Source organism: Marivita sp. (genome assembly GCF_020055635.1).
In the GTDB taxonomy this organism is placed as follows: domain Bacteria; phylum Pseudomonadota; class Alphaproteobacteria; order Rhodobacterales; family Rhodobacteraceae; genus Marivita.
The window spans coordinates 88,056-109,870 of sequence record NZ_JAIPUT010000008.1; the positions used below are offsets into that span (position 1 = coordinate 88,056).

Sequence of the window (21,815 nt, forward strand, 5' to 3'; positions counted from 1 at the left end):
CGTGACAATCCGGTTGATATCAGCCCTTGAAATCCTGCCCCCGAAGCCCGATATTCGAACTGTTCCCGCAAGGGGACTATGGACATAAAGGCGCGTGAAATAAGCGGTTCGGACCCGGGGGCGGTACCCGGCGGCTCCACCATACACCCTGTCATTTGCAGGACCATGGGGCCGAAACAGGATCGACGAACGTGTAAAGACGTCTGCTTTGTCCCGGTGAGATACCACCGTTATCGGTTCGCAAAGTATAGTTGCAAATGACAACCATGCTCCGGTAGCACTCGCCGCGTAAGCGGTGTGTAATACCGAAACTTAAGCCCTTGCGCCTAGCAGCGTAAGGCGGGGTTCGCAGGCACCTGGCAACAGAAGCCTGCACTTTCATGTCATGACCGGGTTTTTCGCGTCGAGCGCCGAGCGGTCCCACGGGATCACGATCAGGCGGGGCGCGTTTCAGGCGGCCGCGTGGGGTCAAGGCATGCGCTGCGTGACTGTCCAGACCCTTGACCTTGTGCCGCAAGGCGGCATCAATGTCGGCAATGCTGTTGCGCGCTGTTCTTTTTTCGCTTTGCCTCTGCCAGCCGGCCCATGCCTGCCGGACGGCGCTGGTGCTGGCGATGGACGTGTCGCAATCTGTCGATCCCGGAGAGTTCCGGTTGCAGATCGACGGGCTGGCCGCGGCGCTGCGCGATCCCGAGATCGCCGAAATCCTGGTGCGCGACCGGGTCGCGTTGAGCGTGACGCAATGGTCCGGGGTCGACTCGCAGGAGGTGAGCCTTGACTGGACGCAGATGTTCAGCACCGGCCATGTGCAGCTTTTCGCCGATGCCGTGCAGCGCCTGCCGCGCGCCTTCGTCATGTCGAACACGGCCCCGGCCGAGGCGCTGGACCACGCGCTGGGCCATTTCGACACCGGGCCCGATTGCCAGCGACGCATCATCGACATGTCCGGCGACGGCACACCCAATGCGGGTGGCGAGGTGAACCGCCTGCGCCGCACCGCCGAGCGGGCGGGCGTGACGGTGAACGGGCTTGCCATCGAGGGGCTGGGCCGGGCGATCACCAATTTTTATGAACGCAACGTCATCACGGGGGATGGGTTTGTCGAAACCGCCCGGGGACATCGCGACTATGCCCGCGCGATCCGGCGCAAGATCCTGCGCGAAATCAGCAGCGTCTTCGGGTGACGGTTTGCCGCGTGCCCAAAAGTTCGGCGCAGGCATGGCTTTCTGTTTCGGATTTAATGCAATATGGTCAGAACAGCTTTGAGGGATTCCCGCCATGACCACTGGCATCAATTATGGAAGCCTGATGCATCAGGCGATGCGCGGTTTGATCCGCACGGTCCTTGAGGGCGTCCAGACGGACGGCCTGCCGGGAGACCATCATTTCTTCATCACCTTCGACACCGGCCACCCCGATGTCGAGATCGCCGATTGGCTGTCAGACCGCTATCCGGGCGAGATGACGGTGGTGATGCAGCACTGGTTCGACAATCTCGAGGTGAGCAAGGACGGCTTTGCAGTCACGCTGAACTTCGGTGACGCGCCGGAGCGGCTCTATATCCCGTTCGATGCGGTGCTGACCTTTGTCGATCCGTCGGTCGAGTTCGGTCTGCGCTTCGAAAGCACCGATGGCGAGGGAAGCGAAGACGGGCCGCTGGTGCCCGCCCCGCGCCCATTGTCTCAGAAACCGGCCAGCGACGAGACCGAAGACGACACGTCCCAGCCCGAGCGCAAGGATGCCGAGGTCGTGAGTCTGGACACGTTCCGCAAGTAACGCCTGCGCCAGTTTGACAATTGCCCAAAGCGGCGGTTGCGGCTAAACGGCATGCAACCGCATACCGAGGAGGCCCAGATGGCTCAGACCCGCACCGAATCCGACAGTTTTGGCCCGCTTGAGGTGCCGTCCGACAAATATTGGGGCGCGCAGACGCAGCGGTCGATCATGAACTTCCCCATCGGCTGGGAAAAGCAGCCGGTCGCCATCGTGCGCGCGCTGGGGGTGATCAAGAAAGCCTGCGCGCAGGCGAACAAGGCCTCCGGCGATCTGGATGCGCGTCTGGCCGATGCCGTCATTCAGGCGGCGGGCGAGGTGATCGAGGGCAAGTTCGACGACAACTTCCCGCTGGTCGTCTGGCAGACCGGCTCGGGCACCCAGTCGAACATGAACGCCAACGAGGTCATCGCGAACCGCGCGATCGAGATCCTCGGCGGGGAGATCGGATCGAAGGACCCGGTGCACCCGAACGATCATTGCAACATGGGCCAGTCGTCGAACGACACCTTCCCGACCGCGATGCATATTGCAGCCGCCATGATGGTGCGGGACACTTTGCTGCCCGGGCTGGACAAGCTGGCGGTGGGGCTTGAGCAGAAGGCGGATGAGTTCAAGGACATCATCAAGATCGGGCGGACCCACACGCAGGATGCGACTCCGCTGACGCTGGGTCAGGAGTTTTCCGGATACGCACATCAGGTCCGCATGGGGATTTCGCGGGTGAACGCCTGTCTGCCGGGGATTTACGAGCTGGCGCAGGGCGGCACCGCTGTCGGCACGGGGTTGAACACCAAGCAGGGCTGGGGCGAGACCGTTGCCGCCAACATGGCCGAGATCACCGGTCTGCCCTTTGTGACCGCGCCCAACAAGTTCGAGGCCCTTGCCGCGCATGACGCGATGGTCTTCATGTCGGGCGCCTTGGCCACCGTGGCAGGCTCCTGCTACAAGATCGCCAATGACATCCGTTTCCTCGGCTCCGGGCCCCGGTCCGGTCTGGGCGAGTTGATCCTGCCCGAGAACGAGCCGGGCAGTTCGATCATGCCGGGCAAGGTGAACCCGACGCAGGCCGAGGCGCTGACGCAGGTGGCAGCGCACGTCATCGGCAATGACGCGGCGATCAAGTTCGCAGGCTCGCAGGGGCATTTCGAGCTGAACGTCTACAACCCGATGATGGCCTATAACCTGTTGCAGTCGATGCAATTGCTGGGCGACGCGGCGGATAGCTTTACCGAGCGGATGCTCCTGGGCATCGAGGCGAATGAGCCGCGGATCGACAAGCTGATGAAGGAGTCGCTGATGCTGGTGACGGCGCTGGCGCCGACCATCGGCTATGACAACGCGACGAAAGTGGCCAAGACGGCGCACAAGAACGGCACAACGCTCAAGGAAGAGGCGATTGCGCTGGGCTTTGTCGATGCAGAGACCTTTGACAAGGTGGTGCGGCCCGAGGACATGATCGGTCCCAAGGGGTAAGCGGGGGAAGCCGTTTCGAAACGGCTTTTTCAAGCGCGTTCGAACGCGCTTGCTTGTGCGATTTGGAAATCGCGCAAGCAAGGCCCTTCGAAGGGCCTTGCGTCGACCGACCGGGGGCGTATCCTTGAGCCATGAAGAATGTCACCAACCTCAACCAGTTTCGCAAGGCGAAAGTGCGCGACGCCAAGCGCGCGCAGGCAGATGAGAACGCGGTGAAATTCGGGCGCAGCAAGGCGCAAAAAGACCTTGAAGCGGCGCGGGCCGAGAAGGCCAGACGCGAATTGGACGGCAAATCGACCACATGAGCGGCCGGCCGGTCAAAAGGTCACTGACCCTGCGGGGGCATCGCACCAGCGTGTCGCTGGAGGATGCGTTCTGGCGGGCCTTTCGCGAGATCGCGGAGGACAGGAACATGCCGATCAATGCGCTGGCCGCCGAGATCGACGAGGCGCGGGACATGGATGTCGGCCTCGCCTCGGCCATTCGTGTGTTCATCCTGGTCCATTACCGGGACGGCGGGGCATCCCGGCTTGCCGACACGGCCTGAGGCGAGACCGGAACGGCGCTAGCCGATCACGTTATGTGCCGGACCGTACGGAAAACCGGTGATGTTGGTCGCGCCGCCTTCGGTCACGACGAGGATGTCATGTTCGCGGTAACCTCCAGCCCCCGGCGTGCCTTCGGGAATCCAGAGCATCGGTTCGATGGACACGACCATGCCCGGCTTGAGCACCGTGTCGATGTCTTCGCGCAGTTCCAGCCCGGCTTCGCGTCCGTAATAGTGGCTCAGGATGCCGAAGGAATGGCCATAGCCGAAAGACCGGTAGTGCAGCAGGTTTTCCTGTGCGAACAGCCGGTTGATCTCGTCGCAGATCTGCGCGCAGGAGATGCCGGGCTTGATCAGGCTCAGGCCCAGTTCATGTGCGGCGACGTTGGCGGTCCAGATGCGCAAGCTGTCGGCGTCGGGATCGCCAAGGAACAGCGTGCGTTCCAGCGCGGTGTAATAGGCCGAGATCATCGGGAAGGTGTTGAGGCTCAGGATGTCGCCCTGCTCCAGCGCGCGCATGGTCACCGGGTTGTGTGCGCCGTCAGTGTTGAGACCCGACTGGAACCAGACCCATGTGTCGCGCATCTCGCTGTCGGGAAAGCTGCGGGCAATCTCAAGCTCCATCGCGTCGCGGCCTGCCATGGCGATGTCGATCTCGCGGGCACCCACCGAGATGGCGTCGCGGATGGCGTGTCCGCCCACATCGGCGATGCGCGCGCCTTCGGTGATGAGCGCGATTTCGGCGGGGGATTTGACCATGCGGGTCTGCATCGTGGCGGGCGCGATGTCGACGAGGTCCGGTGTGTTCAGGAAGTCGTCCAGCGTGGTGCGGGCAGCGAGGGTCAGGTGATCGCCCTCGATGCCGATGCGTCGGCCTTTGCCCACGAGGGCCGCGACAGCACGCCAGTAGTTGTTGCGCGACCAGTCGGTGTAGATGACGTTGTCGCAATGGGCGCGGCGCCACGGCTGGCCGCCGTCGATATTGGCGCTGACGGTGGTGCAACTGTCGTGGGTGACGACAAGGCCATAGGGGCGGCCGAAGCTGCAACACAGAAAGCCCGAATAATAGGCGATGTTCTGCATCGAGGTCAGCAGCACCGCGTCAAGCGAATGCGCCGACATGATGGCGCGCAGGCTGGCGATGCGCTGGTCGTATTCGGCGATGGCAAAGGGCAGGGGGGCCTTGTCGCCATTGTGGCAGGTAAAGCTCTGGGGGCGGTTGATCGTGCCTTCCATGGTCAAGTCTCCGTCACTGAGCCGGGACTTCATGCAAGACGCCCGGCATCACATCCGGGCGTACAGGACGATACGCTTTCGCGGGAAAGCTTGATGTGGGTCTTGCTCCGACGACGCCATCGTCGGCACATCGCGATTTCGATGCCAAAGGACGGGGCGTCTGTCAATATGGAGGGCGCGGAAAGGTGCGTGGGATCACGCACCCTCCGCCTATGCCCGGGTCATGCGCGGCGGTTGATCGCCACGGTGCCCAGCAGCATGTCCGTCAGGCCCTGACCGCGTTCGGTGAGGAACATCATCGCCACCGAGATCAGTTGCAGCGGGAAGACCGAGATCGACACGGTATAGCCCAGCGTGTGCATGAAGGCCTGGGAGAAGTCGAAATGCTCGCCCCGGCTGTCGCGGAACTCGATCGACATGAGGCGCATCCCCCAGGTGGCCGAGCGCCCGGTGATGGTTGCAACGCGGTAGATGAAGCCCACCACGAAGAACAGCAGTGGCAGGAACCACAGCGCGATGAAAAGCGTCATCACCACGATGGGCACCACCAGCGCGAGGATCAGGGCGGCGTCGATCACCCAGGCCAGACCGCGCTTGATGGTGACGCTGTCGTAAAATTCGGGCTGGACCATCGGGTCGGGCAGGTTTGGGTAGGTGTCGGAAGCGTACATCGTCGGTAACCGTGCTTTCGGGACAGGGACAGGAACAGGCGTGGCCCCGATATGGGGCCACCGGCGCGATTTTCAAAGATCAGGCGTCCTGGCTTTCACGCTCGTCCCTGGCGGACTTGGCGCGGTCGTCCATGAACTGGTCGAATTCGGCCTTGTCCTTTGCTTCGCGCAGACGTCCCAGGAAGGCTTCGAAGTTTTCCTGCTCTTCCTCGAGGCGGCGCAGGGTTTCGGTCTTGTAGGCGTCGAAGGCGGAATTGCCCGAGGACCGCATCGTCGTGAAGTTTGGCGACAGGCGGCGGCTGCGGTTGCAGGATGAATTGAACATGCGTTTGCTCCAGATCATGTAGGCAAGAAGGGCGAGGCCGACGGGCCAGAAGAAGATGAACCCAAGGACCATTGCGGCGATCCAGGCACCTTTGCCCTTGTTGTCCAGCCAAGCCTCGGCGCGGGAGAACCAACCCATGCGGGCCGGAGGGGAAGCGGGGGCGGCGATCGTACTCATTATCAACTCCGTTGTTTGTGTGATGTGAATGTGTTTCACATCCAAGAGATCGGAATTAGAGGGTCAGAACGCAAGGGGGTATGTGAATGTTTTTTACATTAACTTATTTTATGTCGTGAAATCATGCGGTTGTGCGGATGAAATTTTTGGAAGTGCGGTGGGATTCATTGGAAAGACATGCCGTGGCGTGCCTGCGGCGGCCCAGACCATGTCGAAATCGAGCAATCTGGGATCCAGCCAGGCGCGGATCGGGTTCAGATGACCGATGGGGGCCACGCCACCGATGGCAAAGCCGGTCTGTGCCCGGATCAGGGCGGCGTCGGCCTTGCCCAACGGCGCGCCCGCACAGGCCGACGCCTTGTCGGCGTCCACGCGGTTGCCGCCCGCGGTCAGGAACAGCACCGCATCGCCGCTGTCCTCGGCACGGAAGATGATGGATTTGACGATCTGGTCGAGGTGGCAGCCGACGCTGTCGGCGGCGTCCTGGGCGGTGCGGGCCTGTCCGACGTCGCGGATGTCGATGGGCAGTCCGGCGGCCTGAAGGGCGGCGCGGACACGTTCGAGGCTTTTGCTCATGGGGGCACTTTCGCTGAAAATGGTTGCTGGGCCCGTCTTAAGGCGACAGTTTGAAGCAGAAAAGGTGCGATTGCCCATTGTGCTGTGGTCCCCTCTGGCCTTATTGTAGTCGATAGCCCAGTCCGTTTCGCGGAATCCGGGCAAAGAGTTTCGCTGTTCCGAGCATCGGCAGAGTGTCCAGAGTTCAGAGCAGGCTGATACGGTCGAAAGACCTTCTACAAACACCTGAGGTTTTACCGAGCATCAGGTTCGCAACGGGTGCGGTCGCTTTGCGATTCGCATCGGAGAAGAAAACGCGATGAAACGCGCGCAGGACATGAGGCTTGAGCGACGGGGCATTCCACCCCGGCCAGCCGCTGCGCCATCCCTCGCCATGACAAGACACAGCCGATCCCGCCCCCCTTGCGAAAGGACAGGGCCGCGACGTCTGTGCATACGGAATTTATGCCTAATAAAATGCTTATCGATGCCACCCACGCGGAAGAGACCCGCGTCGTGGTGGTTGACGGAAACAAGGTCGAAGAGTTCGATTTCGAATCCGAAAACAAGCGCCAGCTTGCTGGCAACATCTACCTTGCAAAAGTAACCCGGGTCGAGCCGTCGCTTCAGGCGGCGTTTGTCGATTACGGCGGAAACCGCCACGGCTTTCTCGCGTTCTCGGAAATCCATCCGGATTATTACCAGATCCCCGTGGCCGACCGCGAGGCGCTTCTTGAAGAAGAGCGCGCTTACGCCGAAAGTCAGGCCAAGCGCGAGGAAGAGGACGAAAAGCCGAAATCGCGGCGCGGACGGAGCCGGGGTCGCTCGAAGGCGGCCAGGGCCGAGAACGAGGACGATGCGGTCGCCACCCGGGATGTCTCGGAAGGTATCTCCGGGATGGAGACCATCGACCTGAGCGAGGACGAGGAGTCCGAGGGCCTGTCGCCGATGGAAACCGTGGGCGAAACCCCGGTGGAAGAGCCCGAGGACATCGACCAGGCGGACAGCCGGTCGGATGACGAGGATGACGACGAGAACGGCGCCGGGGCACAGCCTGCGGATCGGGATGAAAACATCGAATCCGTCGCCGATGACGACACGCACGAGGACATCCGCCCGCATCGCAAGCCGCGGCCCAAGCGCTACAAGATCCAGGAAGTCATCAAGGTCCGTCAGATCCTGCTGGTGCAGGTCGTCAAGGAAGAGCGCGGCAACAAGGGTGCGGCGCTGACCACCTACCTGTCGCTGGCAGGTCGCTACTGCGTGCTCATGCCCAACACCGCGCGGGGCGGCGGCATCAGCCGCAAGATCACCAACGCACCGGACCGCAAGAAGCTCAAGGAAATCGCCAACGAGATCGACGTGCCGCAGGGCGCGGGGCTGATCATCCGCACGGCGGGCGCCAAGCGCACCAAGACCGAGATCAAGCGCGACTACGAATACCTTCAGCGCCTGTGGGAGCAGATCCGCGAGCTGACGTTGAAATCCATCGCGCCGGCGAAGATCTACGAGGAAGGCGACCTGATCAAGCGGTCGATCCGCGATCTTTACAACCGCGACATCGACGAGGTTCTGGTCGAAGGCGAACGCGGCTACCGCATCGCCAAGGACTTCATGAAGATGATCATGCCGTCCCACGCCAAGAACGTGAAGCATTACGTCGACCAGATGCCGCTGTTTGCGCGGCACCAGGTGGAATCGTACCTGTCGGGCATGTTCAACCCGACGGTGCAGCTCAGGTCGGGTGGCTATATCGTCATCGGCGTGACCGAGGCGCTTGTGGCCATCGACGTGAACTCGGGCCGGGCGACCAAGGAAGGCTCGATCGAGGAAACCGCTCTCAAGACCAACCTTGAAGCCGCCGAGGAAGTGGCGCGCCAGCTGCGTCTGCGCGACCTGGCCGGCCTGATCGTGATCGACTTCATCGACATGGACGAGCGCAAGAACAACGCCGCCGTCGAGAAGCGCATCAAGGACAAGCTCAAGAACGACCGTGCGCGCATCCAGGTCGGCCGGATTTCCGGCTTCGGCCTGATGGAAATGTCGCGCCAGCGTCTGCGCCCCGGCATGATCGAGGCGACGACCCAGCCGTGCCCGGCCTGCCATGGCACCGGGTTGATCCGGTCGGATGACAACATGGCGTTGCAGGTGCTGCGCCAGATCGAGGAAGAAGGCGTGCGCCGCCGCTCGCGCGAGGTGCTGGTCACCTGCCCGGTGTCGATTGCCAACTTCCTGATGAACCAGAAACGCGAACACGTGGCCCAGATCGAGGCGCGGTATGGCATGTCGGTGCGCATCGAGGGCGATGTGCATCTGGTCAGCCCGGATTTCTCGATGGAGAAGTTCAAGACCGCGACCCGGGCGGTGCCCGAGGCCACGGCCACGGTTGTGTCGGTCGACACGTCGCTGATGGACCAGGTGGATGAAGATTCCGCGGATGACGAAGACGAGGACGACGAGGATCAGGCCGACAGCCGGTCCGATGCCTCGGGCGACGAGGACGGCTCCAAGCCCAAGAAGCGCCGTCGCCGGTCGCGCCGCGGTGGACGGGGCCGAAACCGGAACCGCGACCGTCAGGAGGATGGCGAGAACGGGTTCGACGATCAGTCCGACTCCGAGGACGATGCGCAATCTGCCGAGCAGGAGGACGCCACTCCCGAGGCAGAGCCGGCCGCTGCCGAGGTGACGGCCGAGGCTGCCGAGACCGCGTCAGAACCGGAAGCCCCGGCAAAGCCCAAGCGCACGCCGACCCGCAGCCGCAAGGCGAAGGAGGATGCGTCCGACGAGACGCCCGCCGCCGCAGAAGAGGCGCCGGAACCGAAGAAGACCCGCAGCCGCGCGCCGCGCAAGAAGAAGGTCGACGAGACCGCGACAACGGAGGCCGAGGCGCAGCCGGAGACCGTGTCTGACGAGGCGCCGACGAAGAAACCCCGCGCGCCGCGCCGCAAGAAGACCGACACCGGCGAAGAGGGCACGGAGACCAAGGCCAAAACCCCGGCAAAGCCCGCGGCAAAACGCACGACCACCCGCAAACCGGCCAAGGTGGACGAAGCCGAAGCGGTGCAGGCCGAGGTCATTCCCACGGAGGAGATCGCGCCGGTGCCCGAAATCGCCAAGGCCGAACCCGAAGCGCCGGCACCCGAAGAGGCTCAGCCTGCCGAAACGGCGGTCGAACCTGCACAGCCAACCGAGACAGCGCCCGAGCCGTCGCAGATCAGGCCCGAACCGGAACCGGTGGGGGCCGAGGCCGAGTCGTCCGAGGATGACGAGCCGAAGAAAAAGCGTCGGGGTTGGTGGTCGCTGAGCCGCTGATCCGCGCGGCCGAGGCCAGGACGACAAGACCGCAAGCCGCCCTCGTGTTCCGCACGGGGGCGGTTTCGCGTCAGGCCTTGCGGATGACCCAGAGCATGGTGTCGCCCGATGGCTCGCTGCTGATCAGGCTGTGCCCGGACTCGTTGCAGAAATGCGGCACATCGACGATGGCGGCGGGATCGTCGGTTCGGACATGCAGGTGATCGCCCGACGACAGCGCCATCAGGCGCTTTCGCGCCTTGAGGACGGGCAGGGGGCATAGCAGCCCGGTGGCATCAAGTTCTTGACTCATGAGCGGGATCTAGGCGCTGGCGTGGCCGCTGTCCACAGCGATGGACGATCATGTGACAGCGATGGCACGATCATGTGACGCCTCGTCGCGTGACAGCGCCGATGGCTTGGCATATGTCGATGTCATGTTGGAATTTCAGATCATTGACGCGGCGCTGTTTCCCGCCATGAGTGTTGCGCTTCTGGCCGGGGCGTTGTCGTTTCTCAGCCCCTGCGTTCTGCCCATCGTGCCGCCTTACCTGGCCTATATGTCGGGCGTCAGCGTGGCCGATATCGAAGCCGGCGGCGAAGGCCGTCGCAAGGGCATCCTGGCGGCGCTGTTCTTTGTTCTGGGCCTGTCGACGATCTTTATCCTTCTGGGGTTCACGGCCTCGGCCTTCGGGTCCTTGTTCCTTCAGTACCAGACGCAACTGGCGCAGGCGTCGGGGGTGGTCGTGATCATCTTCGGCCTGCATTTTCTCGGAGTGTTCCGCATTCCGTTTCTGGATCAGGAGGCGCGGCTTGAATCGGGTCAGCAGGGCGGATCGGCGTTTGGCGCCTATGTGCTCGGTCTGGCCTTTGCCTTTGGCTGGACGCCCTGCATCGGGCCGCAGCTTGGCGCGATCCTGTCGATGGCGGCGTCAGAGGCGTCGGTGGCGCGGGGGACGGTCCTGCTGGCGGTCTATGCCGCCGGGCTGGGCATTCCGTTCCTGCTGGCGGCGATGTTCCTGACCCGCGCGATGGGGGTGATGAACCGCATCAAGAAGCATATGCGCAAGATCGAACTGGCGATGGGCGGGTTGCTGGTGATCGTGGGTCTGGCCCTTGTGACCGGGGCGTTCACGTCTTTCGCCTTCTGGCTGCTCGAGACCTTTCCGGGGCTCGCGCTTCTGGGCTGAGGCGGTCAGCGGGTCGCACGGGCCTTGAGCACGGATTGGCCCAAGGTAATCGTGTAGGCTTCGAGCGTTGCAAGCGCCCGGTCCACAGAGGCCACATCACGTATTTCCAGTCCGGCAACGATGGCGCGGTGCAGGTCGATGATCTCGGCCCGTGACCGCGCGGTGAAGGTGATCATGTTCATCAGGGGCTGCATCGCCTCGACGCTGCCGGCCAGATGATAGCTCAGCACCTCGTTGCCGGCGCAATCGACCAGAGCACGGTGGAAGCCGACGTCGGAGGCGCAGAAGGCCTCGTCCGACAGGTCGGGGGTGGATTGGGTGTCGATCTCGGTGCGCATCCTGTCCAGCAGCGCGTCGGTGCGGCGTTCGGCGGCCAGCGCCGTGCAGCTGCGTTCCAAGGCATAGCGCGCTTCGCAGGCGACCTGGAAGCTGATCGCGTTCATCCCCAGAAGCAGCGTCGAGGTCGTCACCTGCTGCGCGCGGGCGGCGTCATAAGAGAGGTGATTGACGAAGGCGCCGCCAAATGCGCCGCGTTCGGTGCGGATCAGCGATTGTGCGGCCAGCCGTTTCAGCGCCTCGCGCACGGTCGCGCGGGACACGCCGTGCTGATCGGACAATTCCGCCTCGGAGGGCAGGCGGTCGCCCACCAGGAGCCGTCCATCGACAATCGCAGTGCGGATGGCGTCCGCGATCTGAGCGGACAGGCTTTTTTCTGGCGTTGCACTTTTCATTTGTCAGGCATTTAATTGTCTGACAATTATTTTGGCAAGCCCCGAGTCGTGGGGCAGAGGGGAAAATTGCATGTTGGCAGACCGGATCAGACAGATGAGCGCGCCGCATTGGCTGGCTCTGTACGGTCTGGTCCTGCTCTGCTGGCTTGTCCTGGCGCTGATGGCGGTGCCGCCCGATCTGCGCGACGTGGCGCGGATTTTCGGCGGAGACTTCTGGGAGGCGTTCTGCACCACAACGCCCGATGCGGCGGGGTTCCTGCGCCTTTGGGTCATGTGGGGGCTGATGTCGGGCGCGATGATGGCGCCCACCGCGCTGCCGGCTCTGGCGACCTATGACGAATTGGGACAATCCACGCAGACAGACCTGAGCGCGCTGCTGGCGGGGTACCTTGCCGTGTGGCTGGGCTTCTCGGCCATCGCGGCAGGCTTGCAGATCGGTCTGTTTGGCCTTGGATGGGTCAGCGCCTTTGGCGACAGCCGGTCGGCCCTTCTGTCGGGGGCATTGCTGGTGCTGGCGGGGGCCTATCAGTTCAGCGCGTTGAAAGAGGCGTGTCTGGCCAAGTGCCGGATGCCGCTGACCTTTTTTATGGCGCATTGGGACGAGGGCGCGTGGCGCAACGGGCTGCGCCTTGGTGCGGTGTGCCTGGGCTGCTGCTGGGCGCTGATGCTGCTGGGGTTTGTCGGCGGTGTGATGTCGCTGGGCTTCATGGGTCTGGCGACGCTGGTGATGACATTGGAGAAACTGCGCGCAGGGGCGTTTGTCACCCGGCCTTTGGGCATCGTCCTGATCGGGGCGGGCGTGAGCGTGGCGCTTTTTGGATCTTGAGGGAGATGAGACATGAGTGATCGTATCGACGTGGCGGAAAAGCTGGACAACCGCCATCCGGCGGCAGACCGGCGCGCGCCGGAGATCCAGCCCTGGGCCATCAAGGGCGAGTTGATCCTGAACTGCAACTGCACGGTGTTCTGCCCCTGCGTGGTCAGCCTTGGCAAGCACCCGCCCACCGAGGGCCATTGCCAGACATGGGGCGGCGTGCGGATCGATTCCGGGCATTATGGCGATCTTGACCTGTCGGGGCTGAACATCGGGCTGCTGATCGAGATTCCCGGCATGATGGCGCGAGGCAACTGGAAAGTGGCGTTGTTCGTGGATGACCGGGCGGATGATCCGACCTTCGATGCCCTGGTCAAGGTGTTCAGCGGTGCGGCCAAGGGCACGACGGGCCTGTTCCAGGTCCTTGTCGGTGAATTCTTGGGTGCCGAACGTCAGCCGGTGACCTACGAGACCGAGGGCAAGACGCGGCACATCACCGTCGGGCGCAAGATCCAGGGGATCGTGCATCCGGTGGGTGGGGCCGATCCAGATCAGGATCTGGTGATCACAAACACGCAATACTGGATGGGGCCGGACATCACCGTGGCCACCGCCAGCAAGGGCAAGGTGCGGGCCTTTGGCCGGGTCTGGGATTTCGATGGTCGCAGCGCCGAGATCTGCCAGATCGACTGGCACGGACCCAAGTAGGATGATGATCTTCCCGGAATATTGCGTGACGATGGCGCGGTATAACGCGTGGCAGAACACGCAGCTGCGGGCGGCATTTGACGGGCTGTCCGATGCCGAGTTGCGTCGCGATCGAAAAGGCTTTTTCGGCTCGCTTCTGGGGACGGCCAATCACCTGCTCTGGGGCGATATGATGTGGTTGTCGCGGTTCGATGGCGGCGCGCGCCCCGAGGGCGGGATCGCCGAAAGCGTCGATCTTCAGCCGACGGCGGCGGCCTGGGCGGGGGAGCGGTACCGCACCGATGCGCGTCTCCTGCACTGGGCGGAGCACCTCAAGGCGGTGGACCTGAAAGGTGACCTGAGCTGGTATTCCGGCGTGATGGGGCGCGAGGTGTCGAAGCCGCTGGACCTGTGCATCACGCATTTCTTCAATCACCAGACGCACCATCGCGGGCAGATCCACGCGATGCTGACCGCAGCCGGCGGGGCGGCCCCGGTGACCGATCTGGCGTTCATGCCGGACGAGGGGCCGTGGCTCTGATCCTGTCGGCTGTCGGACGGCGCTTGTGCAAGCACGTCGCCCCGCCCGCCATCCCGTTTTTCGTGCATGAGGTGCGCGCATGACTCTGATCTCTTCCTCCCGCCGGTTGCGCCGGACCCCGTTTTCCGAGGGTGTCGAGGCTGCGGGCGTCAAGGCGTTTACGGTCTACAACCACATGCTCTTGCCCACGATGTTCCGGTCCATCGAAGAGGATTACTGGCATCTGAAGGAGGCGGTGCAGGTCTGGGATGTCGCCTGCGAGCGGCAGGTGGAGCTGCGTGGCCCGGATGCGGGGCGGCTGATGCAGATGCTGACGCCGCGCGATCTGCGGTCGATGCTGCCGGGGCAGTGTTACTACGTGCCGATCGTCGACGAGACCGGCGGGATGCTCAACGATCCGGTGGCGGTCAAGCTCGCGGAGGACCGCTGGTGGATTTCGATTGCCGACAGCGATCTGCTCTACTGGGTCAAGGGGCTGGCCTACGGGTTCCGGCTGGATGTGCTGGTGGACGAGCCGGACGTGTCGCCGCTGGCGGTGCAGGGACCCAGGGCGGACGATCTGATGGCGCGGGTGTTTGGCGATCAGGTGCGCGACATCCGGTTCTTCCGCTTCCGGATGCTGGAGTTTCAAGGCCGGTCGCTGGCCGTGGCACGGTCGGGCTATTCGCGGCAGGGCGGGTTCGAGATCTATGTCGAGGGCAGCGATCTGGGCATGCCGCTTTGGAATGCGCTGATGGAGGCGGGGCGCGATCTGGATGTGCATGCGGGCTGTCCGAACCTGATCGAACGGATCGAGGGCGGTTTGCTGAGCTATGGCAATGACATGACCGACAACAACACGCCGCATGAATGCGGGCTGGGCAAGTTCTGCAACACCCAGACCGCCATCGGCTGCGTCGGGCGGGATGCGCTGCTGCGGGTGGCACAGGAAGGGCCGATCCGCCAGATCCGGGCGATCGAGATCATGGGCGACCGCGTGCCGGTCTGCGACAGGCCGTGGCCGCTGATGGCGGGAGATACGCAGGTCGGACAGGTGACCAGCGCGGCATGGTCGCCGGATTTCGGCACAAACGTGGCCATCGGTATGGTACGGATGACCCATTGGGACGAGGCCACCGACCTGGACGTGGTGCTGCCGGGCGAGGTGCGGGCGGCGCAGGTCTGGGAGACATTCTGGGTCTGAGCGGTTGGTGACGTGGGGAATGAGGGGCCAGCCCCTCACACTCCCCGGAGTTTTCTTGGCAAGATGAAAAGGAGCAACGCATGTTCAAGGCATTGATGGTTCGCAAGGACGAGGAAAGCGGCAAGACGTCTGCCGCGGTGGAAGAGATCGGGCTTGACGATCTGCCACAGGCGGAGGTCACCGTGGCGGTCGAATATTCGACCGTGAACTACAAGGACGGGCTGTGCATCGGACCGGGTGGCGGATTGGTGCGGAAATATCCGCATGTGCCGGGGATCGACTTTGCCGGGACGGTCGAGACCTCTGACGATGACCGCTACACCCCGGGCGACAAGGTGGTTCTGACCGGCTGGCGGGTCGGCGAGGCGCATTGGGGCGGGTATTCCCAGAAGGCACGGGTGAAGGCCGATTGGCTGGTGCCCTTGCCCGAAGGACTGGACACGCGGGCCGCGATGGCGGTGGGCACCGCCGGGTTCACGGCGATGCTGGCGGTGATGGCGCTGGAGGATCACGGCATCAAGCCGGGTCCGGTCCTGGTGACCGGGGCTGCGGGCGGTGTCGGGTCGGTGGCGACCGCGATCCTTGCCGCCCTGGGGCACAAGGTGGCTGCCGTGACCGGGCGACCGGAACAGGCGGAGTATCTGGAATCGCTGGGCGCAACGCAGATCGTGGCGCGCGACGAGATCAACGAGACCGTCAAGCGGCCGCTGGAAAGCGAAAGCTGGGGTGGTTGTGTCGATGCGGTGGGCGGCGCGATGCTGGCCCGCGTGCTGGGGCAGATGGAATACAGCGCGTCGGTGGCGGCCGTCGGTCTGGCCGGGGGGGCGAGCCTGCCTGCCACGGTGATCCCGTTCCTGCTGCGCGGGGTGAACCTGTTGGGGATCGATTCCGTGATGCAGCCTTATGACAACCGCGTGCGTGCCTGGCAGCGGATTGCGCGGGACCTGCCGATGGACAAGCTCGAGGCGATGGTGACGCCGGCCACGCTGGCGGACCTTCCGGGGCTTGGCGCGGATATCCTCAAGGGGCAGGTCAAGGGCCGCATCGTGGTGGATGTGGCGGGCAGCTGAGCGCTTGCCGGAATTCGGGAAAAAACGACCAAAAACGACAGTTTTGACAAGGACGCGTCGAATCCCCCTTTTTTCATGGCAAGATCGCGCGTAACCCGTGTCGCAAAAGCGACGCGAAGCGCCGCTTCAATTTGCATTGGGGCGGCGCTTGCGTTTAGTCTCTGCACATCGGGCGGCATGTTTCCGCGCGAGTGACTGTCACGCGGAACAAACACAAGACGGGACTCACCCGTCACCGCGGGCAACTGGGGCCGGTGTGCCCGGCGCACTGGCGAGACAAGCAGGAGGGACCAGAGTGTTCAATCGAATCATGGTGCCGGTCGATCTGGCGCATGCAGACCAACTTGACCGTGCCTTGCAATGTGCCGCCGACCTTGCGGCGCATTACAAAGCCACCGTCGTCTATGTCGGGGTCGCGGCCGCCACGCCGGGATCGGTCGCGCACACACCGGAGGAATTTGCCCGGAAGATGGCGGCCTTTGCGGCGTCGCAAGGAGAAACCGCGGGCGTCGCGGCCGAGGGCCTGGCGCTGACGAGCCATGACCCGGCGACGGATCTCGATCCGACCCTTCTCAAGGCGGTCGACGACACGGGAGCCGATCTCGTGGTGATGGCCAGTCACGTGCCCAACCTGACGGATTACGTCTGGCCGTCGAATGGCGGCACCATCGCCAGGAAGGCCAAGGTGTCGGTGATGGTGGTCCGGTAACCACGGACCGGACGGTAAACATGAAAATCTGTCGCGGATCCGGAGTTTCACGAGAAATCCGGCTTCGTGGCCGAACAACAAGGGGGGCCTTACATGGCCGACACAACAACAACCGACCAGGGTATACCCGAACCCGAGGGCGTGTCAGACATCATCGAGACCGATTACGAGATCGGTCAGGACAATTACGAAGGCCAGTTCGGGCCGCTCCGGGTTGATTTCCACAATCCCGTCTTCGTGATCACGGGGTTGATGGTCGTTCTCTTCGTCGCCATCGCGCTGGTTGCGCCGGACGCGTCCAAGACCTTTTTCCAGGCGATGATGAATTTCGTCAAAAGCCAGTTCGACTGGTTCTTCCTGCTGTCCGCCAACCTTTTCGTGATCTTCGCGCTTGTCCTGATCGTGACCCCCTGGGGATCGGTCCGGCTGGGCGGGTCCGAGGCGACGCCGGATTATTCCTACCCGGCGTGGTTCGCGATGCTGTTCGCCGCCGGCATGGGCATCGGCCTGATGTTCTTCGGCGTTCTCGAACCGGTCTATTATTTCGGCACGCCCTGGGGCGATCAGCCTCTGGGCGGTGAGCTTGGCATCGTCGACGGTACCGTGATGGACGCGGCCCAGGTCGAGGCGGCGCGGCAGATGGCGATGGCGGCGACGATCTATCACTGGGGTCTGCACCCTTGGGCGATCTACGCGATCGTGGCGCTGGCGCTGGCGCTGTTCAGCTACAACAAGGGCCTGCCGCTGACGCTGCGGTCGGCCTTCTATCCGGTCCTGGGAGAGCGGATCTGGGGCTTCTGGGGCAATGCGATCGACACGATCGCGGCCTTTGCCACGCTGTTCGGCCTGGCGACCTCGCTTGGCTTCGGGTCGATCCAGGTGGCCTCGGGCCTGACCGAGGTGTTCGGCAGCGGCGACGCGCAGGAAGGCACACGCAATTTCCTGGGCTTCCTGTGGGGGAATGTGGATGACAATGTCGCCGGGGTCGAGAACAGCTCGGTCCTGCTGGCGCTGATCATCGGGTTCATCACGCTGATTGCCCTGGTCTCGGTGATGCGCGGTCTGGATGGCGGCGTGAAGATCCTGTCGGAAATCAACATGGGGCTGGCGGGGCTTCTTCTGGCCTTCGTCTTCCTGTTGGGACCGACCATTGCCATCCTGGGCGATTTCGTCGGCGGTCTTGGCGCCTATGCGCGGGAGATCGTGCCGCTGTCGAACCCGTTCGGGCGTGAGGACACCGGCTTCCTACACGGCTGGACGACGTTCTACTGGGCCTGGTGGATCAGCTGGTCGCCCTTCGTGGGCATGTTCATCGCCCGCGTGAGCCGGGGCCGGACGGTGCGCGAGTTCATCACCTGCGTGCTGCTGATCCCGTCGCTGGTCTGCGTCTTCTGGATGGCGACATTCGGCGGAACGGCGATTTCGCAGGTGATCGACGGCGCGTCGCAAAGCGGCGTGTTCCAGAACGTGATCGCATCCTACCGGCCGGAGATCTCGCTTTTCGCAATGCTGCGGGAACTGCCGCTGGCGTCGATCACGTCCTTGCTGGCGGTGATCCTGGTGATCATCTTCTTCGTCACCTCGTCGGATTCCGGCAGCCTCGTGATCGACACGATCACCGCGGGCGGCAAGGTCGATGCGCCGGTGTCGCAGCGGATCTTCTGGTGTGTCTTCGAGGGGGCGGTTGCGGCCGTTCTTCTTTTGGGGGCGGCCGGGACGGCGGGCCTGGACAGCTTGCAGGCCATGGTCATCTCGACGGGTCTGTTCTTCACCGCGGTGTTGCTGGTGATGTGCTACGCCATCCTGCGCGGGCTGATGTCCGAGCGACAGGCCTGACGGGTCTTCAAAGGGAAGTGAAAGGCTCCGGATCGTTGATCCGGGGCCTTTTTTTCGTCTGCTGCCGGGGCTTGACCTTGGGGATGCGCCGGGGTTTGGTCGCGACATTCCAAAGACAGGTGCAGAATGCTGGATATCGATTTCGTGCGCGGGAACTTCCCGGCGCTTTCAGAACCGTCCCTTCAGGGACAGGCGTTTTTCGAGAACGCGGGCGGATCCTATACCTGCGGCCAGGTGATCGACCGGCTGACGCGGTTCTACCGGACCCGCAAGGTGCAGCCTTACGGGCCCTATGACGCCTCGCGGCTTGGGGGCGAGGAGATGGACGAGGCACGGTCGCGTCTCGCCGCACTGCTGGGTGTCGAGACCGATGAGCTGAGCTTCGGGCCGTCGACAACACAGAACACCTACGTGCTGGCGCAGGCGTTCCGCCAGTTCCTTCAGCCCGGCGAGGCGATCATCGTCACCAACCAGGATCACGAGGCCAATACAGGCCCGTGGCGTCGGCTGGCGGACGAGGGGATCGAGGTGCGGGAATGGCAGGTGGACCCGGAGACCGGGCATCTGGACATTGACGCGCTTGAAAACCTGCTGGATGAAAAGGTCCGGCTGGTCTGTTTTCCGCATTGCTCGAACGTGGTGGGCGAGATCAACCCGGTGCTCGAGATCACCGCGATGTGCCATGCGGCGGGGGCGTTCGTCTGTGTCGACGGGGTCAGCTATGCGCCGCACGGCTTTGCCGATGTGGGCGCGATGGGGCCGGACATCTACCTGTTTTCCAGCTACAAGACCTATGGTCCGCACCAGGGCATCATGGTGATGCGGCGCAACCTGGGGCATCTGCTGCCGAACCAGGGACATTATTTCAACGCGGGGTCGCTCTACAAGCGCTTCACACCGGCGGGGCCGGATCATGCGCAGATCGCGGCCTGCGCCGGGATGGCGGATTACATGGAGGCGTTGGGCGCGCATCACGGGGTGTCCGCCAGCGGCGCGCATGACCTGATGCGGGCGCATGAGGTGCGGTTGTTGCAGCCCCTGCTGGATGCGGTGAAGGACCGCAATTCCGTGCGGCTGATCGGCCCCTCCGAGGCGTCTTCGCGCGCGCCGACGGTGGCGCTGGCGTTGAACCGGCCCGGGGCCGAGGTTGCGGCCGAGCTCGCGGCGCATGGGATCATGTGCGGCGGCGGGGATTTCTATGCCGTCCGCGCGCTCGAGGCGATGGGAGTGGACATGGATCGGGGCGTGCTGCGGTTGAGTTTCGTGCATTATACGTCGGAGGTCGAGGTGACCAAGGTGATCGAGGCGCTGGACGCGGTGCTTTGAGGGGCGGCGTCCCTCTGGCCTGACCTGTGGTCGCGCATGGCCTGTCCCGGCCCCGGATCAGGTCCGGGGCACCTCGGGGATATTTTCGAACCAGAGAAGACGGGGCCGGTGTTTGACCTTTCGGGGGATGCGCTTAGGTCGAGCGAAAACGGGAACGAAGGGCAGGGCGATGACTTCTCCGACATTGGTGTGGATACGCCGGGATTTGCGGTTGAGCGACCACGCCGCGTTGACGGCGGCGGTCCGGCGCGGCGGGCCGGTGATCCCGGTCTTCGTGTGCGACGACCAGGTGGACGCCCTTGGGGCCGCGCCGAAATGGCGGCTGGGCCTGGGGCTGGACTGTTACGCCGAGGCGCTGGCGGACAAGGACAGCCGGTTGATCCTGCGCGCAGGCGATGCGCGCGAGGTGATCCCGGCGCTGGTGCAGGAAACCGGCGCGGAGGCAGTCTATTGGCAGCGCGCCTATGACCCTGGTTCGGTGGCGCGCGACCGGGATGTGAAGGCGGGTCTGAAAGAGGCCGGAATCGAGGCCGAGAGCTTTGCCGGGCACGTGATGTTCGAGCCCTGGACGGTCGAGACCAAGCAGGGCGATTACTACAAGGTCTACACGCCGTTCTGGAAATCGGTGCGCGACCGGTCGGTGGCTGCGCCGCTGGCGGCACCCGGAGCGCTTCCTGCACCTGATCGATGGCCCCAAAGCGAGGCCTTGGAAGATTGGGCGCTGGGGGCCGCGATGGATCGTGGCGCCGAGGTGGTCCGCCCCTTCGTGCAGCTGGGTGAAGCGGCGGCGCAGGCGCGGCTGGGGGCGTTCATGGCCTCCAAGGTGGCCGAGTATGACCACACGCGGGATATCCCGGGTGTGGACGGAACATCGAACCTGTCGGAAAACCTCAGCCTTGGCGAGATCAGCCCGGCGCAGTGCTGGCATGCCGGGCGGCGGGCGATGGAGGAGGGCAAGGCGGGGGCCGAGACCTTCCTCAAGGAGCTGGTCTGGCGCGAGTTCGCCTATCACCTGATGTGGCACACGCCGCGCATCCTGACCGACAACTGGCGCGAGGACTGGTCGGCCTTTCCGTGGAACCGCGACGAACGCCGCGCCGAGGTCAAGGCCTGGAAGCAGGGGCGCACGGGAATCCGCTTTGTCGATGCGGCGATGCGCGAGATGTATGTCACCGGCCGGATGCACAATCGCGGCCGGATGATCGTGGCGAGCTACCTGACCAAGCACCTGATGTGCCATTGGGACATCGGCTTGAAATGGTTCGATGACTGCCTGATCGACTGGGATCCGGCCTCGAATGCGATGGGCTGGCAATGGTCGGCTGGGTCGGGCCCGGACGCCACGCCCTATTTCCGGGTGTTCAATCCGGTGACGCAGCTGGACCGGTTCGACAAGGATCGGGCCTATGTCAGCCGCTGGATCGCCGAGGAGTACGAAAATCCGCATGAGGACGCGCTGGCCTATTTCGATGCGATCCCCCGTGCCTGGGCGATGGCGCCGGGCGATGATTACCCCGATCCGATCGTGGCACCGGACGAGGGCCGCAAGCGGGCGCTGGCGGCTTATCAGGACCGCGATTTCTGACCTCTTGGGCGGCTTTGGCCGAAAAATCACAAAATCAACGAAATCCGCAACTTAACGCGGGGTTTGTCTTGCCTTTGGCAAGGTGGGACTAC

Annotated in this window: 22 protein-coding genes and 1 other RNA gene; 17 read left to right on the top strand and 6 right to left on the bottom strand. The window is 63.8% G+C overall.

Annotated elements, in window-relative coordinates; genetic code table 11:
- Positions 1–22 precede the first annotated feature (22 nt).
- The 6 genes from ssrA to LCF60_RS06380 all read left to right on the top strand — a co-directional run bounded on the left by ssrA (position 23) and on the right by LCF60_RS06380 (position 3,796).
- Positions 23–377, top strand: a transfer-messenger RNA (tmRNA) gene (gene ssrA / locus LCF60_RS06355).
- 150 nt (positions 378–527) lie between these two features.
- Complete coding sequence (locus tag LCF60_RS06360) at positions 528–1,184, top strand: DUF1194 domain-containing protein (protein ID WP_292290497.1); 657 nt, start codon at positions 528–530, stop codon at positions 1,182–1,184.
- Between the two features lie 94 nt (positions 1,185–1,278).
- Positions 1,279–1,776 carry a ClpXP protease specificity-enhancing factor SspB gene (locus LCF60_RS06365; RefSeq protein WP_292290499.1) on the top strand — a complete coding sequence of 166 codons (498 nt, stop codon included), beginning with the start codon at positions 1,279–1,281 and terminating at the stop codon, positions 1,774–1,776.
- Positions 1,777–1,854: 78 nt separating this feature from the next.
- Positions 1,855–3,249, top strand: a complete 1,395-nt coding sequence (gene fumC / locus LCF60_RS06370; RefSeq protein WP_292290500.1) for a class II fumarate hydratase — start codon at positions 1,855–1,857, stop codon at positions 3,247–3,249.
- A 131-nt stretch (positions 3,250–3,380) separates the two neighbouring features.
- A complete protein-coding gene (locus LCF60_RS06375) occupies positions 3,381–3,554 on the top strand; it encodes a DUF4169 family protein (RefSeq protein ID WP_292290502.1) in 174 nt (57 codons plus the stop codon).
- Positions 3,551–3,796, top strand: coding sequence for a ribbon-helix-helix domain-containing protein (locus tag LCF60_RS06380; RefSeq protein WP_292290504.1), 246 nt, complete (start codon positions 3,551–3,553; stop codon positions 3,794–3,796). The genes LCF60_RS06375 and LCF60_RS06380 overlap by 4 nt, the downstream gene beginning before the upstream one ends.
- Before the next feature lie 18 nt (positions 3,797–3,814).
- On the opposite strand, the gene LCF60_RS06385 is transcribed toward LCF60_RS06380, so the two are convergent.
- The 4 genes from LCF60_RS06385 to LCF60_RS06400 form a co-directional block, all read right to left on the bottom strand.
- On the bottom strand, positions 3,815–5,032 hold the full coding sequence (locus LCF60_RS06385) for an aminopeptidase P family protein (protein WP_292290506.1): 1,218 nt from the start codon (positions 5,030–5,032) through the stop codon (positions 3,815–3,817).
- A 221-nt stretch (positions 5,033–5,253) separates the two neighbouring features.
- Positions 5,254–5,703: an RDD family protein gene (locus tag LCF60_RS06390; protein WP_292290508.1), complete on the bottom strand. Its 450-nt coding sequence runs from the start codon at positions 5,701–5,703 to the stop codon at positions 5,254–5,256.
- A gap of 79 nt (positions 5,704–5,782) precedes the next feature.
- Positions 5,783–6,205, bottom strand: coding sequence for a DUF2852 domain-containing protein (locus LCF60_RS06395; protein ID WP_292290510.1), 423 nt, complete (start codon positions 6,203–6,205; stop codon positions 5,783–5,785).
- A 108-nt stretch (positions 6,206–6,313) separates the two neighbouring features.
- A complete protein-coding gene (locus LCF60_RS06400; protein ID WP_292290512.1) occupies positions 6,314–6,781 on the bottom strand; it encodes a YbaK/EbsC family protein in 468 nt (155 codons plus the stop codon).
- A gap of 456 nt (positions 6,782–7,237) precedes the next feature.
- Here LCF60_RS06400 and LCF60_RS06405 point away from each other — a divergent pair, with 456 nt between their 5' ends.
- Positions 7,238–10,072, top strand: a complete 2,835-nt coding sequence (locus tag LCF60_RS06405) for an Rne/Rng family ribonuclease (protein WP_292290513.1) — start codon at positions 7,238–7,240, stop codon at positions 10,070–10,072.
- 70 nt (positions 10,073–10,142) lie between these two features.
- Here LCF60_RS06405 and LCF60_RS06410 read toward each other — a convergent pair whose 3' ends face one another.
- A complete protein-coding gene (locus tag LCF60_RS06410) occupies positions 10,143–10,364 on the bottom strand; it encodes a sulfurtransferase TusA family protein (RefSeq protein WP_292290515.1) in 222 nt (73 codons plus the stop codon).
- Between the two features lie 124 nt (positions 10,365–10,488).
- Here LCF60_RS06410 and LCF60_RS06415 point away from each other — a divergent pair, with 124 nt between their 5' ends.
- A complete protein-coding gene (locus tag LCF60_RS06415) occupies positions 10,489–11,241 on the top strand; it encodes a cytochrome c biogenesis protein CcdA (RefSeq protein ID WP_292290550.1) in 753 nt (250 codons plus the stop codon).
- Positions 11,242–11,246: 5 nt separating this feature from the next.
- Here the strand turns inward: LCF60_RS06415 and LCF60_RS06420 are convergent, their stop codons facing one another.
- Positions 11,247–11,972, bottom strand: a complete 726-nt coding sequence (locus tag LCF60_RS06420) for a GntR family transcriptional regulator (protein WP_292290517.1) — start codon at positions 11,970–11,972, stop codon at positions 11,247–11,249.
- A 94-nt stretch (positions 11,973–12,066) separates the two neighbouring features.
- Here LCF60_RS06420 and LCF60_RS06425 point away from each other — a divergent pair, with 94 nt between their 5' ends.
- The 9 genes from LCF60_RS06425 to LCF60_RS06465 all read left to right on the top strand — a co-directional run bounded on the left by LCF60_RS06425 (position 12,067) and on the right by LCF60_RS06465 (position 21,723).
- Positions 12,067–12,798: a DUF2182 domain-containing protein gene (locus tag LCF60_RS06425; protein WP_292290519.1), complete on the top strand. Its 732-nt coding sequence runs from the start codon at positions 12,067–12,069 to the stop codon at positions 12,796–12,798.
- 12 nt (positions 12,799–12,810) lie between these two features.
- On the top strand, positions 12,811–13,494 hold the full coding sequence (locus tag LCF60_RS06430) for a DUF1326 domain-containing protein (RefSeq protein ID WP_292290521.1): 684 nt from the start codon (positions 12,811–12,813) through the stop codon (positions 13,492–13,494).
- A gap of 1 nt (position 13,495) precedes the next feature.
- Complete coding sequence (locus LCF60_RS06435; RefSeq protein WP_292290523.1) at positions 13,496–14,014, top strand: DinB family protein; 519 nt, start codon at positions 13,496–13,498, stop codon at positions 14,012–14,014.
- Positions 14,015–14,093: 79 nt separating this feature from the next.
- Positions 14,094–15,197 (top strand): dimethylsulfoniopropionate demethylase, encoded by a 1,104-nt coding sequence (locus LCF60_RS06440; RefSeq protein ID WP_292290525.1) that lies wholly within the window; start codon positions 14,094–14,096, stop codon positions 15,195–15,197.
- 80 nt (positions 15,198–15,277) lie between these two features.
- Entirely contained in the window at positions 15,278–16,267 is a 990-nt protein-coding gene (gene acuI / locus LCF60_RS06445) for an acryloyl-CoA reductase (protein WP_292290527.1), read from the top strand.
- A gap of 295 nt (positions 16,268–16,562) precedes the next feature.
- Positions 16,563–16,976, top strand: a complete 414-nt coding sequence (locus tag LCF60_RS06450; protein ID WP_292290529.1) for a universal stress protein — start codon at positions 16,563–16,565, stop codon at positions 16,974–16,976.
- Positions 16,977–17,069: 93 nt separating this feature from the next.
- Positions 17,070–18,812: a BCCT family transporter gene (locus LCF60_RS06455; RefSeq protein WP_292290531.1), complete on the top strand. Its 1,743-nt coding sequence runs from the start codon at positions 17,070–17,072 to the stop codon at positions 18,810–18,812.
- 126 nt (positions 18,813–18,938) lie between these two features.
- Positions 18,939–20,138 (top strand): aminotransferase class V-fold PLP-dependent enzyme, encoded by a 1,200-nt coding sequence (locus tag LCF60_RS06460; RefSeq protein WP_292290533.1) that lies wholly within the window; start codon positions 18,939–18,941, stop codon positions 20,136–20,138.
- A gap of 169 nt (positions 20,139–20,307) precedes the next feature.
- Positions 20,308–21,723 carry a deoxyribodipyrimidine photo-lyase gene (locus LCF60_RS06465; RefSeq protein WP_292290534.1) on the top strand — a complete coding sequence of 472 codons (1,416 nt, stop codon included), beginning with the start codon at positions 20,308–20,310 and terminating at the stop codon, positions 21,721–21,723.
- Positions 21,724–21,815: the final 92 nt, after the last annotated feature.